16 protein-coding genes and 1 tRNA gene are annotated in these 13398 nt (G+C 61.3%); 10 read left to right on the top strand and 7 right to left on the bottom strand.

Translation table 11 applies throughout. From position 1 onward, the window contains the following. Positions 1-214: 214 nt before the first annotated feature. A complete protein-coding gene (locus ACYU7Z_RS08640) occupies positions 215-1117 on the bottom strand; it encodes a hypothetical protein (RefSeq protein ID WP_460569435.1) in 903 nt (300 codons plus the stop codon). Between the two features lie 123 nt (positions 1118-1240). On the opposite strand from ACYU7Z_RS08640, the gene ACYU7Z_RS08635 reads away from it, so the two are divergent. The 5 genes from ACYU7Z_RS08635 (at position 1241) to ACYU7Z_RS08615 (ending at position 3743) form a co-directional block, all read left to right on the top strand. Next, positions 1241-2002 carry a TatD family hydrolase gene (locus ACYU7Z_RS08635; protein ID WP_460569433.1) on the top strand — a complete coding sequence of 254 codons (762 nt, stop codon included), beginning with the start codon at positions 1241-1243 and terminating at the stop codon, positions 2000-2002. A 70-nt stretch (positions 2003-2072) separates the two neighbouring features. Further along, positions 2073-2582, top strand: a complete 510-nt coding sequence (locus ACYU7Z_RS08630) for a VIT1/CCC1 transporter family protein (RefSeq protein WP_460569431.1) — start codon at positions 2073-2075, stop codon at positions 2580-2582. Positions 2583-2764: 182 nt separating this feature from the next. Beyond that, complete coding sequence (locus ACYU7Z_RS08625; protein ID WP_460569429.1) at positions 2765-3115, top strand: DUF3127 domain-containing protein; 351 nt, start codon at positions 2765-2767, stop codon at positions 3113-3115. Between the two features lie 137 nt (positions 3116-3252). Then, positions 3253-3340, top strand: a tRNA-Ser gene (locus ACYU7Z_RS08620). 166 nt (positions 3341-3506) lie between these two features. Further along, the gene (locus ACYU7Z_RS08615) at positions 3507-3743 is read left to right on the top strand and encodes a GIY-YIG nuclease family protein (RefSeq protein WP_460569427.1); all 237 of its coding nucleotides are present in this window, start codon (positions 3507-3509) and stop codon (positions 3741-3743) included. A gap of 85 nt (positions 3744-3828) precedes the next feature. Here ACYU7Z_RS08615 and ACYU7Z_RS08610 read toward each other — a convergent pair whose 3' ends face one another. Further along, on the bottom strand, positions 3829-4257 hold the full coding sequence (locus ACYU7Z_RS08610) for a hypothetical protein (RefSeq protein ID WP_460569425.1): 429 nt from the start codon (positions 4255-4257) through the stop codon (positions 3829-3831). Positions 4258-4390: 133 nt separating this feature from the next. Next, positions 4391-5581 (bottom strand): cytochrome-c peroxidase, encoded by a 1191-nt coding sequence (locus ACYU7Z_RS08605; RefSeq protein ID WP_460569423.1) that lies wholly within the window; start codon positions 5579-5581, stop codon positions 4391-4393. Between the two features lie 367 nt (positions 5582-5948). Here ACYU7Z_RS08605 and ACYU7Z_RS08600 point away from each other — a divergent pair, with 367 nt between their 5' ends. The 4 genes from ACYU7Z_RS08600 (at position 5949) to ACYU7Z_RS08585 (ending at position 8859) form a co-directional block, all read left to right on the top strand. Beyond that, positions 5949-6281 (top strand): DUF5763 domain-containing protein, encoded by a 333-nt coding sequence (locus ACYU7Z_RS08600; RefSeq protein WP_460569421.1) that lies wholly within the window; start codon positions 5949-5951, stop codon positions 6279-6281. Positions 6282-6475: 194 nt separating this feature from the next. Continuing rightward, on the top strand, positions 6476-6856 hold the full coding sequence (locus ACYU7Z_RS08595) for an NINE protein (RefSeq protein WP_460569419.1): 381 nt from the start codon (positions 6476-6478) through the stop codon (positions 6854-6856). Between the two features lie 73 nt (positions 6857-6929). Continuing rightward, positions 6930-7541, top strand: a complete 612-nt coding sequence (locus ACYU7Z_RS08590; protein WP_460569417.1) for a Rossmann-fold NAD(P)-binding domain-containing protein — start codon at positions 6930-6932, stop codon at positions 7539-7541. A 61-nt stretch (positions 7542-7602) separates the two neighbouring features. After that, a complete protein-coding gene (locus tag ACYU7Z_RS08585; RefSeq protein WP_460569415.1) occupies positions 7603-8859 on the top strand; it encodes a DUF2779 domain-containing protein in 1257 nt (418 codons plus the stop codon). Positions 8860-8884: 25 nt separating this feature from the next. On the opposite strand, the gene ACYU7Z_RS08580 is transcribed toward ACYU7Z_RS08585, so the two are convergent. From ACYU7Z_RS08580 to ACYU7Z_RS08570, 3 genes are all read right to left on the bottom strand, one after another. Continuing rightward, a complete protein-coding gene (locus tag ACYU7Z_RS08580; RefSeq protein WP_460569413.1) occupies positions 8885-9583 on the bottom strand; it encodes a hypothetical protein in 699 nt (232 codons plus the stop codon). 106 nt (positions 9584-9689) lie between these two features. After that, positions 9690-10289 (bottom strand): Crp/Fnr family transcriptional regulator, encoded by a 600-nt coding sequence (locus ACYU7Z_RS08575; protein ID WP_460569411.1) that lies wholly within the window; start codon positions 10287-10289, stop codon positions 9690-9692. A gap of 78 nt (positions 10290-10367) precedes the next feature. Then, the gene (locus ACYU7Z_RS08570) at positions 10368-11438 is read right to left on the bottom strand and encodes a M23 family metallopeptidase (protein WP_460569409.1); all 1071 of its coding nucleotides are present in this window, start codon (positions 11436-11438) and stop codon (positions 10368-10370) included. Between the two features lie 69 nt (positions 11439-11507). On the opposite strand from ACYU7Z_RS08570, the gene ACYU7Z_RS08565 reads away from it, so the two are divergent. Further along, positions 11508-12848 carry a DUF2779 domain-containing protein gene (locus tag ACYU7Z_RS08565; RefSeq protein WP_460569407.1) on the top strand — a complete coding sequence of 447 codons (1341 nt, stop codon included), beginning with the start codon at positions 11508-11510 and terminating at the stop codon, positions 12846-12848. On the opposite strand, the gene ACYU7Z_RS08560 is transcribed toward ACYU7Z_RS08565, so the two are convergent. Beyond that, entirely contained in the window at positions 12834-13259 is a 426-nt protein-coding gene (locus ACYU7Z_RS08560; protein ID WP_460569405.1) for a hypothetical protein, read from the bottom strand. The genes ACYU7Z_RS08565 and ACYU7Z_RS08560 overlap by 15 nt on opposite strands. Positions 13260-13398 lie beyond the last annotated feature (139 nt).

Genomic DNA, 13398 nt, shown 5'->3' with positions numbered 1-13398 from the left:
GATTTTTTATACATGCGCGGATTAACTGTCAGATAATTTGATTGGTCCCGCGGTATCGATGCAACATCTAACGAATTGCACCGTCTTTTCGCCGGTCGTGGATGTCATTTTCTTCATTTGGCCTTCAGGCAACAAAAAGGGCCGGGGTTGAAACCCTGGCCCGTTTTTAATCCGTACCCTATGAAAACTAGGTCAAAAATATAGGTTTTTACCTTTACGGCAAACTAATTTGATAAGTGGAATTATTTACTGTAAGACTGGCAACATTGTCGCAATTCCCCTGGCCGTAATCCAGCAGAGCTACCCATCTCGGGTTTGAAGGGGAAGTGCCCCGGTTCGTGCGCACGGTGCCCTGCCGGATCCAGCGGCAGTTGAAGCTCTTCCGGAGCGGAGTCTCGATAACCGACTGCCAGTTACTGACGAGATCGTTGGTCTGCAGGGTTCCGTGCGACTCGCCGCTGATCAGGAATACATCGTCGGCGGGGAAGTTCGGGGTGGCGGCGCCTTCCACCTGGGTAAGCACCCGGGTGCTATTGGCGCGAATGTAGTTGCCCGAGGGCTTGTCAATGCGCCCGTTGTTGATGGTTACGCGGAACACCCGGTTGTGGTTGGGGCCGGTGCCCGGCGGGGTCGTGTTTTCCACGATATGGGTGCCGCTGATGGCGAAGGAATCGAGCTGGTAGTGATCGAAGGTAGTGGTGGCAGTGGCCCCCGGCTCGGTAATCCGGGCCGTGTAGTCGATGATGATCTTCCCGGAGCGCGTGCGGCCGTCGCGGCCGGTGCAGCCGCCGCCGAAATCGAGCGTGACGCGGGCAGGGAAAGCGTTCGGCCCGAGGCGCTGGATCAGCACGGTGACGCAGGCAAGGGAGTCGGGCCGCTGGAGGCGACCGAAAACACCGGTGCCGCCGATACCGAACTCGGTGTTGACGCCGAGGACATTGTCGAACACTTCCTCGCGGGAAAACGACATCTGCGCATCACCGCGCACGGCGGCCAGCGCAATCTGGAGCTCTTCCTGCGAACTGAGCTCGTCCTGGCTGTGCTCTTTTTTGCAGCCCAAGAAGAGGGCGGGCAGTCCGAAAAGAAGCAGGTATTTGGTAAGCGAACCTTTGATCATGGCGATAGTATTGCGGCTGGAAGCAATGGCCGGCCCGTTGCGGCGCGGCCGTCCCCCAGTAAGAGACGCACTTACGGGAAAGGTTTAAAGGTATCTTAAAAAATAATTACCCAGCTTTGCCCCATGACCCTGATCGACACCCATGCCCACCTTTACCTCCCCGAATTTCGCGAGCGCTGGCCCGAGCTGCTGGAGCGCGCCCACACCGCGGCAGTCGGCACGATCTTGCTGCCCGCGATCGACAGCGAGACGCACGCCGCCGTGCTGGAGCTCGAGGCCGCCCACCCCGAATGCCGCGCTATGATGGGACTGCATCCCTGCTCGGTGGGGGCTAATTGGGCGGAGGAGCTGGCGCTCGTTCGGGCTTACCTGTCGGAGCGCCGTTTTTGCGCCATCGGGGAGATCGGTCTTGACTTTTACTGGGATAAAACTTTCACCGAACAGCAGTACAGCGCCTTCCACGAGCAGATCGGGCTGGCCTTGCAGTACGACCTGCCCATCGCCGTGCATTCGCGCAGCGCCACGGCCGAAGCCATCGAGGTCGTGCGGCAGTACCCCGGGCTGCGGGGCGTGTTCCACTGTTTCGGCGGAACCCTCGAAGAGGCCGAAGCGTTGATCGGGCTGGGCTTTTACCTGGGTATCGGCGGCGTGCTGACCTTCAAGAATTCGGGGCTCGACAGTGTTGTGGCAGCGATCGGCCTCGACCGCATCGTGCTCGAAACCGACGCGCCCTACCTGGCGCCGGTGCCTTTCCGCGGCAAGCGCAACGAGCCGTCGTACCTGCGCCATGTGGCGGAGAAGCTGGCCGGGGTAAGCGGAAAGAGCCTCCCCGAAGTTGCCGATATTACCTCGGCCAATGCACGCGCGCTTTTTCGGTTGGACTAGCAGGGTAGACTTTTTATCCACGTCCTGGAGTTCTGGTATACTTTTTTACCCTGATGGGAAAAGCCTCCGCATGGAAACCGTTGCACCTGCTTCTTCGCCCCAGGACTCCGCCGAGCGGCACAGTTTCGTGATCCAGAAAGTGCAGCCGGCACTGCTGGGCCTCATGGACGGCTCCGTGTCGACGCTGGCGCCCCTGTTTGCAACGGCCGGGATCACCCACAATTCCCTGAGCGCGTTTTACGTGGGGCTCGCCGCTTCGCTGGGCGCGGGCATTTCGATGGGGCTGGCCGAGGCACTCTCCGACGACGGCAAGGTAACGGGCCGCGGCTCGCCGGTAGCGCGGGGCCTCATCACCGGCGGCGCCACGATGCTGGGGGGAATGCTCCACACGCTGCCCTTCCTGCTGGGCGATCTTTCTGTCGCTCTCCACATCGCCTACCTCGTAGTAGTGCTCGAGCTGCTGGTCATCGCCTGGATCCGCTACAAGTTCATGGATACGCCCCTCGCGAAAACCGTCGGCCAGGTGATCGTTGGCGGCGGGGTCGTATTTGCCGTTGGCATCTGGCTGGGAGCAACGTAAACAGGTTCTTAAGGTTCTGGGGGTTCTTAGGGTTCGGAAGGTTAGCGTCGCGAAAGCCAATCTCCCTTCCACAATCTTCCAAAACCCGCCAAAACCTTATTGAGCCTTTCTCTCCCATTTGTAGCCGTTTCCTCCCGGTTAGACCGGAAAGTTGCCTTAAGTTTGCCGCCTAACTTTAGCGCATGCAATTAACCGCCAAACTCATACAACTGTTGCCGCTGCAGACGGGCAACGGCAAGAACGGACAGTGGAAGAAGCAGGACATCATCGTGGAGACCGAAGGCACCTATCCCAAGAAGGTGTGCATCTCCATTTGGGGCGACAAGATCGACGCCTCGATCCTGCAGCCCGGCGCCCTCCTCAACTTTGATTTCGACGTGGAAAGCCGCGAGTTCAACGGCCGCTGGTACACCGACGTAAAGGCCTGGCGCGTACAGCCCGCCGCTGCTGCCGGCGCCGCACCGGCGGCTCCCACCGGCGACACGTATACCGATTTTCCCCCGGGCGACATGGGCGAGGACCTGCCGTTCTGACGAACGGAACAGGGGAACAGGGAACAAGGAAGAAAGAACAAGGAACCCGGGGCTGCCGCTTCGTTCTCCCTTTGAAATTCAGAATCCCTTGTTCCTTGTTCGTCTGTTCAAATGGCCTATATTTGCCGTCCTTTACCGGAGAGTTGTCCGAGTGGTTGAAGGAGCACGCCTGGAAAGTGTGTATACCTCTAAAGGGTATCGAGGGTTCGAATCCCTCACTCTCCGCCTCCGCCCGCCGAAGCACGAAAGTGCGAAGGCGGGCTTTTTTTTGAGATCCTGCTCTTTGCGGGCTACGGCGGACAGAGTCCGCATTTCCGAGCAGAAAAATCCCATGATCCGCTGTTGTTTTCCCCATGGTGATTAACAGATCAGGCTCGAGCTTAGTAGCCTGATGTATTACGTTTATATACTTCGATGTGCAGATGGAACGCACTATGTCGGCTTTACGAAAGATTTCAAAAGCCGGATGGCACGTCATCGACGCGGCGAGGTGAAATACAGCAGTACGCGGCTTCCCTTCGAGGTTGTTGCTGTTATTGCGCTGCCCGACCAATACAAAGCCCTTGAACTGGAAGATTATTTAAAAAGTGGTTCAGGACGGGCTTTTGCACGAAAGCATTTTCTTTAGAAAGTCATGAAGCCTGATTCTTCGACAAGGATGGTCCCACCCCGGGCTCGCCCCGCCAACGGCAGGGCAATCCCTTGCGGCCTTCTTACCGATAGGTCGCTCGTCCCTGTTTTTCACTCCACAACAGGTGCAGGCAATAGGCGCCGATGGCCATAACGGTATCGCGGACGGCAATGTCGAAATAGTTGCCGGTAAGCACGAGGTTGACGGCAATCCCCAGCAGCCACAGGGTCACCACCAGGCTGCCGATACGGGGCCGGGCCAGTACCAGGATGCCGGCCACGATCTCGATGATCCCGACAATATTCATGAAGGTGCCCGCGGGGATGACGGCTGCGATCTGGGGTGCGAGGTATTGATTCCAGTTGGTAAGGATATGGAAGAACTTATCGGCGCCGGCGACAATCGGCACCAGTCCGTAGGTCCACCGTAATATCGAGGCGACGCGCCCGGCCGGGCTTATTACGGTAGCAGAAGCAGGCTGTGCTGCATAGGAGGCGGTTACTGTAGACATGGTATCTGGTTTTCACCGATAGAGCAGGTCAGGGCGCAAATGGTTACAAAGCCGCCTACACCGACGGATGCACTCGATGCAACCTGTCTACTGTCGTTTTGCCTGTGCCGGGCAGCCCTGTCCATTGCTTCGCTCACTGGAACGGGTTGTTCCAGCGCGCGTCCGTATAGACCGCAGAGCCGGTCAGCGTGCGGAGGAAGGCCGTCACCGCATCCACTTCCGCCGCCGTAAGGTTGAGGCGTTGGCCCGAGCCGCCGGGCATCAGCCGCGCATCCAGATTGGTATTGCCCGGTGCCACGTTGATAGAGCCGTAGTGCCCCAGCACTTGCTGCAGGCTTGTAAACACGCCCGTGTGCATCAGCGGGCCATTGAGTGACCCGGCAGGTCCGATGAGATCGCGGAGCGAGGGCGCGCGGGTGACGGCCACGTCGAGCGTGCCGGAGCCGACTGTGCCGATGATGCCATTGTTATGGGTGTTCGGATCGATGTCGAACTCGGGTGCGTTGTGGCAGGCGTTGCAGCCGAGGCCTCCGCCCGTGCGGCTGTTGGCGGTGAATTGCGGGGGACGGAGAAAGAGCTGCTTGCCTTCGTTCTCCTGCGCCGTGAAGTTGGCGAAGGGAGCGCCGTCATTGGGGGCGCTGGCGCGGCCGGCGTCGTATTTCGAGTCGAAGCTCTGGATGCTCCGCACGAATTGGGCGAGGCATTCCTGGAGACGCGGCTCCGTAACGCTCTCATCATTGTATACGAAACGGAACAGCTCCTTGTAGTAGCCGATCGCCTGGAGCTTCGCCAGCAGCGTGCTGAGACCCGGTCGGCCACCAGTGCCGCTGAAGCCCAATTCGGCGTGGTCCTGGACCGGCATCGTCGTTTGTATCTCAAGAGTTGCGGCCCGCTCGTTCCAGAAAAACTTCCGCTCCATCGCAAAGCGCGCGTTGACAAGGCGCATCGAGTGACGGCCGGTTGTGCCGCCCTCCACGCCGTTGCTCACGAGCGCCGTATCGCTGAAGGCAAAAGCCTGCTTGTGGCAGGACGCGCAGGCGACGGTATTGTTGATGCTCAGGTTTTTGTCGTAAAACAGTACGCGCCCGAGAGTTGCCTTGGCATCCGAGATGGCGTTGCCGCCGGTGTTGTCTTTATTGATATACGCCGGCTTGCCCTGTGCTGCGTAGTTGGCCAGGTGGGCAAGGTCGATGTTGCCGCCAAAGGCCGCGGCCACGGCCGGGTAGGAGGCAGGGCTGGCGGTCGTTTCCGACTTTTTGGAGCAGGAAGCGGCAAGGGCCACGATGGCTGCTATGGCACTTAACAGGATGGAGCTTTTGCGCATAAGAAGGAGTTTGGTCAGTGGAAGCTGGAGGTCCCGAACAGGTTAGACGACGAGGCGGAAGAATTCCAGCGGCGGGCAGGAAATTCACTGTGCAAGCGATGAATCTGCATCGAACGTAGGGTAACCGGCCCGGACCCCCGGTTTTTGTCCGGCGCGGCCGTGTAACTCCGCAGGTCGGTATTTCCAGTGTCCGATAGGGGCGTGTTCTTTTTTTGATGATGCTTTGCTTTTTGCAACGTGCTTTTTATCTTTAATTCCTGTTCTGTTGAGTTACTGGAACTCATCAAGCAGTTGGTTTAGGTGAACGGCCGGACTTTTGTCCGGCCGTCATTTTTCATAACCCGTCTGCTCCATTCAAACATAGCCGATGCGCCTCCTGCTAATCCTTCTTTGCTTCCTTCATCCCACGGCGGATCCTGCCGTCTATGTATGCACCGGCCCTTATGCGGCGCGCTATCATTCGGTAGCCAGCTGCCGCGGGCTCAACGCCTGCAAGGGGCGGATCATCAGGGAAACCCTCAGCGAGGCACAAGGCGCCGGCCGCACGGCCTGCCATCTGTGCGCCGGGAGCATCGTAACCCCCGCCCGGGCCGGGACAGCGCCCGCCAGCGACGGTCAATGCCATGCGACCACGAAAAAAGGCACGCGCTGCTCGCGGGCCGCGCGAAGGGGCGGTTATTGCTGGCAGCATGGCGGGTAACCGCGCTGTGCCTGTTGGGGCTGCATTGTGCATAACCCCGTTCCACGCAGCCCTTGTGCATTTCCTGCCAAAACCAGTACGTTTCGATTGAGTGCGAAGCCGTTACCCGCTGTGTGCAACTAAACCTTCGCGAAACCTTCGGCCTGTGCTTTTCGCTTTCTAGGTTTGACCCGTCGTCGGCGCGCAATTGGCTAGTGACGATTCACGAACTCATGCCCAACTATCCCGACCTGAAGAAAGCCTACCGGCTCTGGCTCCTGGGCGGCTTCGGCCTGCTTGGCCGCCACCGTGTCTACCTCGGCAAGCCACGCAGCGCGCGGATCTGGCGCTGTTCGCTGGGTGTGCTGGGTGTCGGCGCGCTCCTCGACCTCGTCTTCTTACCCTGGCTCGTCAAACGCATGCACATGATCGAACGTATCCAACAACTGAAGGCCGAGATCGAGCGAACGGCCGCCTGGCGGGAGGAGCTTGCCCGCGCCCAGAAATACGAAGAGGCCGCCTACAACCGCGACAAGGAGCAACTGCTGCGCCGCGAGCTGGAGCGGCTGCGGAAGGAGCTTTCCGGAAGTCGCTGATGCAGCGCAGCCCGCATTTGTCCCCGGTCTATCTTCAGCGCGTTAATTCATTATACAAGCTCAACGTCCTTATATGAAAGTTGTTGTTGTTGGTGCTACCGGCACTATCGGCGCACCCGTGGCCGCCCTGCTCCGCGGGAAAGGCCACGAGGTGGTCGATGCTACGCGCTCCTCGAGCCCCGGACTGGACATTACCGATAAGTCCAGCGTGGAAGATTTCTTCATCCGAACCGGCGTCGTCGACGCGGTCGTCTGTGTTGCCGGCGATGCCGCCTTCGCGCCGCTCGAGTCCCTCAGTGATGAGGATGTGCAGCGCTGCGCCGACTCCAAGCTGATGGGGCAGGTAAACCTCGTACGCCGCGCTCTCCCGCACCTGAAGCCGGGCGGATCGTTCGTGCTCACCGGCGGCATGCTCGCTTATGCGCCCTGGCCCGCTACCTCGATGATCGCGCTGGTCAACGCGGGTGTGGAGGGTTTCGTTCGCGGTGCCGCCCTTGACCTCAAGGAAGGGCGCCGCATCGCCATCGTGCACCCGCCTTTCGTGGCCGAAACCGCCCGCGCCCTCGGTATGGATGCGACGCCCTGGCCAACGGCCGCAAAGGCAGCCGAGGCCTACCTGCAGGCGCTGACCGATGCGAAGAACGGCGGCGTGTATTTCGTGGAAGGCTATACCCCCGGGCCATAGCCGTTCGCGGCTGCGCAGACGCCCCTGTCCCCGCTGCCCGAATAGCCCTACTTTTGCCGCCATGCATTCCCGTCGCCCTGCTGCTTCCCTGCTTACGCCCACGGCCCCGCCGCCAGAGCCCGCCCTGCGCGCGCTCCTCCATGCCCGCTACCCGGGTGGGGTGGATGTGTCGTCGGAGGACGGCCGCGCCGCGGCTGCCGAAACAGAGCGGCTTCTCGACGAAGGGAGCGAGACCATCTTCGGCGCTACGGTGCTGCAAGAGGGGATGCTGGCCTCCTTCGATGTGCTGCTGCAGCGTGGCGGCCGCCGCGTGGGGCTGCTTTTCCGCCCCAGCACCAAGCCGAAGGAAAAGCACTTCCTCGATTGTGCCCTCGCCGTGCACCTCTGGCGGCAGGCCGGTGTCGACCTCGATGATGTGGGCCTGCTTCTTCTCAACGCCCAGTATGTGCGCCACGGCGCCCTTGATCCCAGGGAACTGTTCGTGGAGGAGCGCATTATGCGCCGCCTGCGCTTCACGCAGCAGGAGCTGCGCGGCCGCATGCAGATGCTGAAGCGGATGTATGAAAAGGACCGCAAGCGCGCCGCCGCCGTCGCTGCCGGGGAGCCCGTGGCGCCGCCGCCGCAATACGGCAAGCAGGAAGTGACGCTTCCCGCCGGACCCGTGGAGATCGAAACAGATGCACCCTGGCTCCGCGCATTCCTCGGCGGCATCAGCTACCCGCTGTACTTTATGGATTTCGAGGCCTACCAGACGGCCATCCCCGAATACGACCAGCACTGGCCCTTCCGCCAGATCCCTTTTCAATTCTCGCTGCACCGGCAGGAAGCCCCCGGGGCACCGTTGGTACACGAGGGCTTTATCGCCAGCGGTCAGTCGGAGCCGGTAGCCGCCTTCGGCCGCGCGCTGCTCGACGCCATTGGTCCCGAAGGATCGATACTCGTTTACAGCCGCGATTCCGAGCAGCTGATGCTCGATCAGCTCCGAACCGATCATCCCGAGTGGGCCGAAGCCATCGATGCCCTCAGCAGCCGGCTTGTAGACCTGCAGCTGCCTTTCATGACGCAGCATGTGCGCATCCCGGTCAATGGCAACAAGGTATCGCTCAAGTACGTTCTTCCCGCGCTGGTGCCCGAAATGAGCTACGCCGCCCTTACCATCGCCGGCGGCGAGGAAGCAAACGCGGCCTACAACCGCCTCCGCAGCGCCACCGACCCCGAGGTCGTGCGCCAGATCTGCGAAGACCTCGACGCCTACTGTGCCCTCGACACGCTCGCCATGGCGCACATCCTTGAGCGGTTGCGTGAACTTGCACAATGACATTCGTCACGCATCTGCGGCCCTCTTACAAATCGTAGCTAAGGCTTGTTTTTTCTTTCGGAAGTAACCTCCGGATCATCGCTGCGTGCGCCAGCAATACGGCCGGCACCACGAAGCCCGGGAGCAGCGTGTACGGGAAATAACCCACGGCGATCGCAGGCTGATCGAAGGAAAGCCGCTGCAGCGGCGTCGGTACCGACAGCAGCGCATGCGCGACCACGTTGACCAGAAGCGCGAGGCAGGCGATATTCCACAACAGCAGTGCGTTACGCCCGGCACGCTTCCGTACAAATACAAGGTAGTAGATCAGCGGCGCCGACAACCCGGAAAGGATATCGAAGTTGACGCCTTCAAATGTAATCAGCGCGGGCACGGTTCGGTACAGCGCGAGCGCCCAGAGAACGCCTTCCACGGGGATGCGGACGGTGTGGAGAAGCGTGAGCGTGCGGGCGTCGAGGCTGTCGAGGAGCGCCCTGCCCTGTGCGGTAGCCAGTGCCACGACGATGAGCGCCATGGGCGGCAACAGCAGCAGCAGGATCCGTGGCGGCAGCGTAGTGAATACCGTGTAGAAGCCACTCAGCGAAATAGCCGATTGGAGAATGAGCCAGGCTGCCATGCCCAGGAGAATCGTTCTTTTGGAGGATGCAGCGCGGAAGAGGAGGATAGCAGTAGCGAGCACGACCAGTAGAAATACAGTCGGGATGATAATGGGTAGCTGTTCCATGCGTATTGTTTTTTGCTGCTACAAAGGAACCAACACCGTAAATGAGTCGGCTTGTCAAATGGCAAGAAACGACCGGCGCCTTGCAAAAAATGCAGGGGCTGATGCGCTAGGATCCTTTTCGCGCAAACTCGCGCCGGATGCGGCTCAGCGATGTGTCGGTAATGCCCAGGTAGGAAGCGATCTGCTTCAGCGGCGCGTGCCGGAGCAGCCCCGGCTGCTGCTGGAGCAGCTGTGCATAGCGTTCTTCCGCGCGCTGGTTGATCATGGCCACGGTTCGCTGTTTGTACAGCGTGAACTCGCGTACCAGCATGGCGCGGCCAAACTCGCGCGCCACGGGAATTCCGTGAAAGAGCGCGTTGAGCTGCTCGAAGCTGATATAGTAGCCGTGGCAGTCAGTGAGGGCCTGGATGTTTTCGGCGGAAGGCTGCCCGAAGAAAAAGGAGGGCGGGTCGAAGGCAACGCGGCCGGGCGGGTAGAAGTAGGTCGTTACTTCGTTGCCGTCCGGATCGTGCATGTAGGTGCGCAGGTAGCCTTCGTGCAGGTAGTAATAGCCGCTCACGCGCCCGGCCTGGAGCAGGAGGGCGCCCTTCGCAAGCGTCCGTTCCTCGAAGGGCGCCACGATTGCTTCGAGCACGTCGTTGGGCACCGTAAGGTAAGGTGTATTGTTACGGATGAATTCCGCGAGCGGGGTCTTGCTGCGATCCATGCAAAGCGTGTTGTGCCCAAGATACCTAATCGTTCAGAAAGTTGGGTTCGCTGGCTCCGCAGGGCTACGGCCCTCCGCTCAACGGCTGCTGATGATATCGCCGCTGTCGATGAGGCCTGCCGGCACAACGATCGCCTTGCTTCCGAGCCAGCGCCGGAAGTTGCCGAAACGCGCGGGAAGACCCTCGGCTTCATGCCCGATCGCCGTGCGCAGCTCGAAATGCAGGTGCGGAAACAGCGACGAGCCGGAGGCGCCGATAGCCGCAATGCGCTGTCCCGTAGAAATACGGTGTCCGCGCTTGACGCGGATGCTGTGCTGCCGTAGGTGGCCATACAGGGCAATGCTGCCGTCGGGATGACGAACGGCAACATAGTTGCCATAAAGGGCGAGTGCGGAGCGGTGCAGGTCGGCCACCTGGAACGAGCGGTCATCGCGTGCCGTGTCGCATACCGCGATCACTTCCCCGCCGGCCGCAGCGAATACCGGTTTCCCGAAGCCGTACCAGGCCTTCATCGAGTCGCGTACGGCTCCTGTGGGCAGCGCATCTCCCGCTTCATTCACTACGAGGAGGTCGTACGAGAAGCGCATGAAGTTGCCTTTCAACCCGAATTCGCGGATGCGCGGATCGTCGGCCTGGAACCTGCGGTGGTGGCTGTAGTAGTCGTGGCCGTCGTATACCAGCAGCCGCTCGTGCAGCGGAAGTGCCAGCAGCGGCGTTGCTGCCGTTGCCGCAGGATGCACCGAGCTGCGTGCCTCCAGTTCCCGGCCATTGCTGCCGGCAAAGGTCAGTATGAATTCCAGCGTGTCGAGGGGCGTGGCCGGGTCGAAGCGGGTGAAGGGGCTGAAGTAAAGCGCTTCGGCCCCGGGCGCGATGCGTCGGTCCGGCACCGTTTCGATGCCGGGGTGCAGGCCGTTTCCATCCACAAAGCGCTGGAGCACGAGACGCCCGGAAGCATCACGCACCCGGAGCAGGAGCGACCGGAGCTCGAGGCTGTCGGCCGTACTGTTGCTAACCACGAGGTCGACGTTGAGCACCTGGCCACGGGCGTCGCGCTCGATATAGGTGGGGGCCGGGTTGATGCGCAGCGTGAGGCTGTCGGAAGACGGCCTGCTGAGGAGGCCGAAGAACAAGGCGAATAGTGCGGTCATACCCCTGTGACGCCACAGGGCGCCGCGCGGTTACCGCTGCCGTATTCGTGTTACCTTGCCTTTCCCCCTATGGCTTCCGACCCGCGCTATATCACTGCCTCGGCCTTTCTCACAGGCACTCATTGCAGCAAACGGCTCTGGCTGCAGCGGCATGCGCACGATACGCACCGGCCCTCCCGTTCTGCGCCCGGGGCAGAGCTCCCGGTGCTGGCGCGCGTGCTTTTCCCGGGTGGCGCCGATGCCGGGGATTCCGACTACGCGGTGGCCGTAGCCCGTACGCAGCTGCTCCTGCACTCGGGCGAGGAGCTCCTGTACAACGCGACCTTCGAGCACAACGGCGTACTGGTTACGGTGGATGTGCTGCAGCGGCAACATGGCAAGTGGTATGTGTACGAAACGAAGTGCGCCACCTCCCTGAAGCCGGCGCACTTTTCCGATGCGGCCTTGCAGTACTACGTGCTCCAGGCAATCGGGCTCCGGCCTGCCGGCAACTTCATCCTGCATCTCAATAAGGACTATGTGCGGCAAGGCGCGCTCGACCCGGAACAGCTATTTGTACGGGTGGCGGTAACCCGCACGGTGCGGGCTATGCAGCAATCCATCGTGGCCCGCGTGCATCAGCTGAAGCGAACGCTGGCCGCGGGGGAGCCGCCGCACGCCGACACCGGCAGCCATTGCCGCAAGCCGGAGCCCTGCCGCTTCGCCGGGCATTGCGTGTTTGCAGAAACGCCGGTTCCAGCCGAAAGCGTTGACGCGATCCAGGTAGAAGAGGCGCCGGTCCGCGCCTTCCTCCATGGGCTTCGCTACCCGCTGTCGTTCATGGATTTCGAAGCGTACCAGTCGCCGGTGCCCGAATTCGACGGCCACTGGCCCTTCCGGCAGGTGCCCTTCCAGTTTTCGCTGCACCGGCAGGAGGGGCCGGGCGCCCCGCTGACGCAGTACAGTTTCCTGGCAGAAAGGACCGGCAACCCCGCACGGATCTTCCTCGAGCGCCTCCTCGCTGCGGTCGGTACCAGCGGGTCGGTACTGTCCTGGGGCGCTGCATTCGAGCACGCCATCCTGGCCCAGCTCGCCCGCGACGAGCCCGATCTCCGCGCCGCGGTGGAAGCACTCAAGGATCGCATCGTTGACCTCGGAAACCTCTTTCTCAAAAAGCATATCCTCCTTCCGGGACTCTACGGCCGCAGCTCCCTGAAGTCGGTGCTCCCTGCGCTGGTGCCCGGGGCCGGCTACTCGGGTCTTGCCATCAACGATGGCGGCGGGGCACACCTAGCCTTCTCGCAGCTGCGCCACGAAACCGATGCGGCCGTTATTGCCCAAACCCGGGCCGACCTGCTCGCCTACTGTACGCTGGATACGCTGGCGATGGTGCACATCCTGGAAAAAGTGCGGGAACTAGTGCCCGAATAAGCTGCCGATCTTGCCACCCAGTCCGCCGAGCATGCCACCAAGCCCGTCGGGCGTGATGCTGGGGTCATTGGGATCGTTGGCCTTGTGGGCCAGCTTCTGGAGCAGCCCGGGCAGGGCGCCGGCAATGGCACCCGTGGCAGCGGGCGGAAGTCCGAACTTGCTGCCCAGCGCGCTGACGATACCGCCCGTGATCGCGCCGGTGACAGGGCTTCCCGAGCCGGCGGCGTTCTGCAGCTGGCTGAGCACGCCACCGATACCGCCGGCCTGCGGGGCCTGCTGCGCCATTCCCTGCGTGATCTGCTTTGCTACTTCCTCGTGTACCTGCTGCTCCTGTCCCTGGGGTATCTGGCTGGCCACTTCAGGGTGCTGGTCAAGGTGCTCCTTGACCAGATTGACGACTTGTTCGAACATATACAAGGTTTTTTTAAAGAGAAAAAAGGCACTATAAACGTACCAAAAGGGGCACTCACCCATTTTTCACCCGGCAGGGCTTTGGCTTCTAGGCGGCCGGCCGTATCTTTATTTAGGATCCTTTCCCGCTGAAAAACCC

Source organism: Flaviaestuariibacter terrae (genome assembly GCF_054777635.1).
The sequence above is the reverse complement of the archived record's forward strand: the minus strand, read 5'-3'. Positions and strand labels throughout refer to the sequence as shown.

Bases quoted from the DNA above. Each gene is read 5' to 3' on its own strand.
- ACYU7Z_RS08560 (WP_460569405.1), bottom strand. From the start codon at position 13,259: ATGTTCGAACAAGTCGTCAATCTGGTCAAGGAGCACCTTGACCAGCAC.
- ACYU7Z_RS08575 (WP_460569411.1), bottom strand. From the start codon at position 10,289: ATGGATCGCAGCAAGACCCCGCTCGCGGAATTCATCCGTAACAATACA.
- ACYU7Z_RS08630 (WP_460569431.1), top strand. From the start codon at position 2,073: ATGGAAACCGTTGCACCTGCTTCTTCGCCCCAGGACTCCGCCGAGCGG.
- ACYU7Z_RS08580 (WP_460569413.1), bottom strand. From the start codon at position 9,583: ATGGAACAGCTACCCATTATCATCCCGACTGTATTTCTACTGGTCGTG.
- ACYU7Z_RS08625 (WP_460569429.1), top strand. From the start codon at position 2,765: ATGCAATTAACCGCCAAACTCATACAACTGTTGCCGCTGCAGACGGGC.
- ACYU7Z_RS08585 (WP_460569415.1), top strand. From the start codon at position 7,603: ATGCATTCCCGTCGCCCTGCTGCTTCCCTGCTTACGCCCACGGCCCCG.
- ACYU7Z_RS08635 (WP_460569433.1), top strand. From the start codon at position 1,241: ATGACCCTGATCGACACCCATGCCCACCTTTACCTCCCCGAATTTCGC.
- ACYU7Z_RS08590 (WP_460569417.1), top strand. From the start codon at position 6,930: ATGAAAGTTGTTGTTGTTGGTGCTACCGGCACTATCGGCGCACCCGTG.
- ACYU7Z_RS08605 (WP_460569423.1), bottom strand. From the start codon at position 5,581: ATGCGCAAAAGCTCCATCCTGTTAAGTGCCATAGCAGCCATCGTGGCC.
- ACYU7Z_RS08640 (WP_460569435.1), bottom strand. From the start codon at position 1,117: ATGATCAAAGGTTCGCTTACCAAATACCTGCTTCTTTTCGGACTGCCC.
- ACYU7Z_RS08600 (WP_460569421.1), top strand. From the start codon at position 5,949: ATGCGCCTCCTGCTAATCCTTCTTTGCTTCCTTCATCCCACGGCGGAT.
- ACYU7Z_RS08610 (WP_460569425.1), bottom strand. From the start codon at position 4,257: ATGTCTACAGTAACCGCCTCCTATGCAGCACAGCCTGCTTCTGCTACC.
- ACYU7Z_RS08570 (WP_460569409.1), bottom strand. From the start codon at position 11,438: ATGACCGCACTATTCGCCTTGTTCTTCGGCCTCCTCAGCAGGCCGTCT.
- ACYU7Z_RS08565 (WP_460569407.1), top strand. From the start codon at position 11,508: ATGGCTTCCGACCCGCGCTATATCACTGCCTCGGCCTTTCTCACAGGC.
- ACYU7Z_RS08615 (WP_460569427.1), top strand. From the start codon at position 3,507: ATGTATTACGTTTATATACTTCGATGTGCAGATGGAACGCACTATGTC.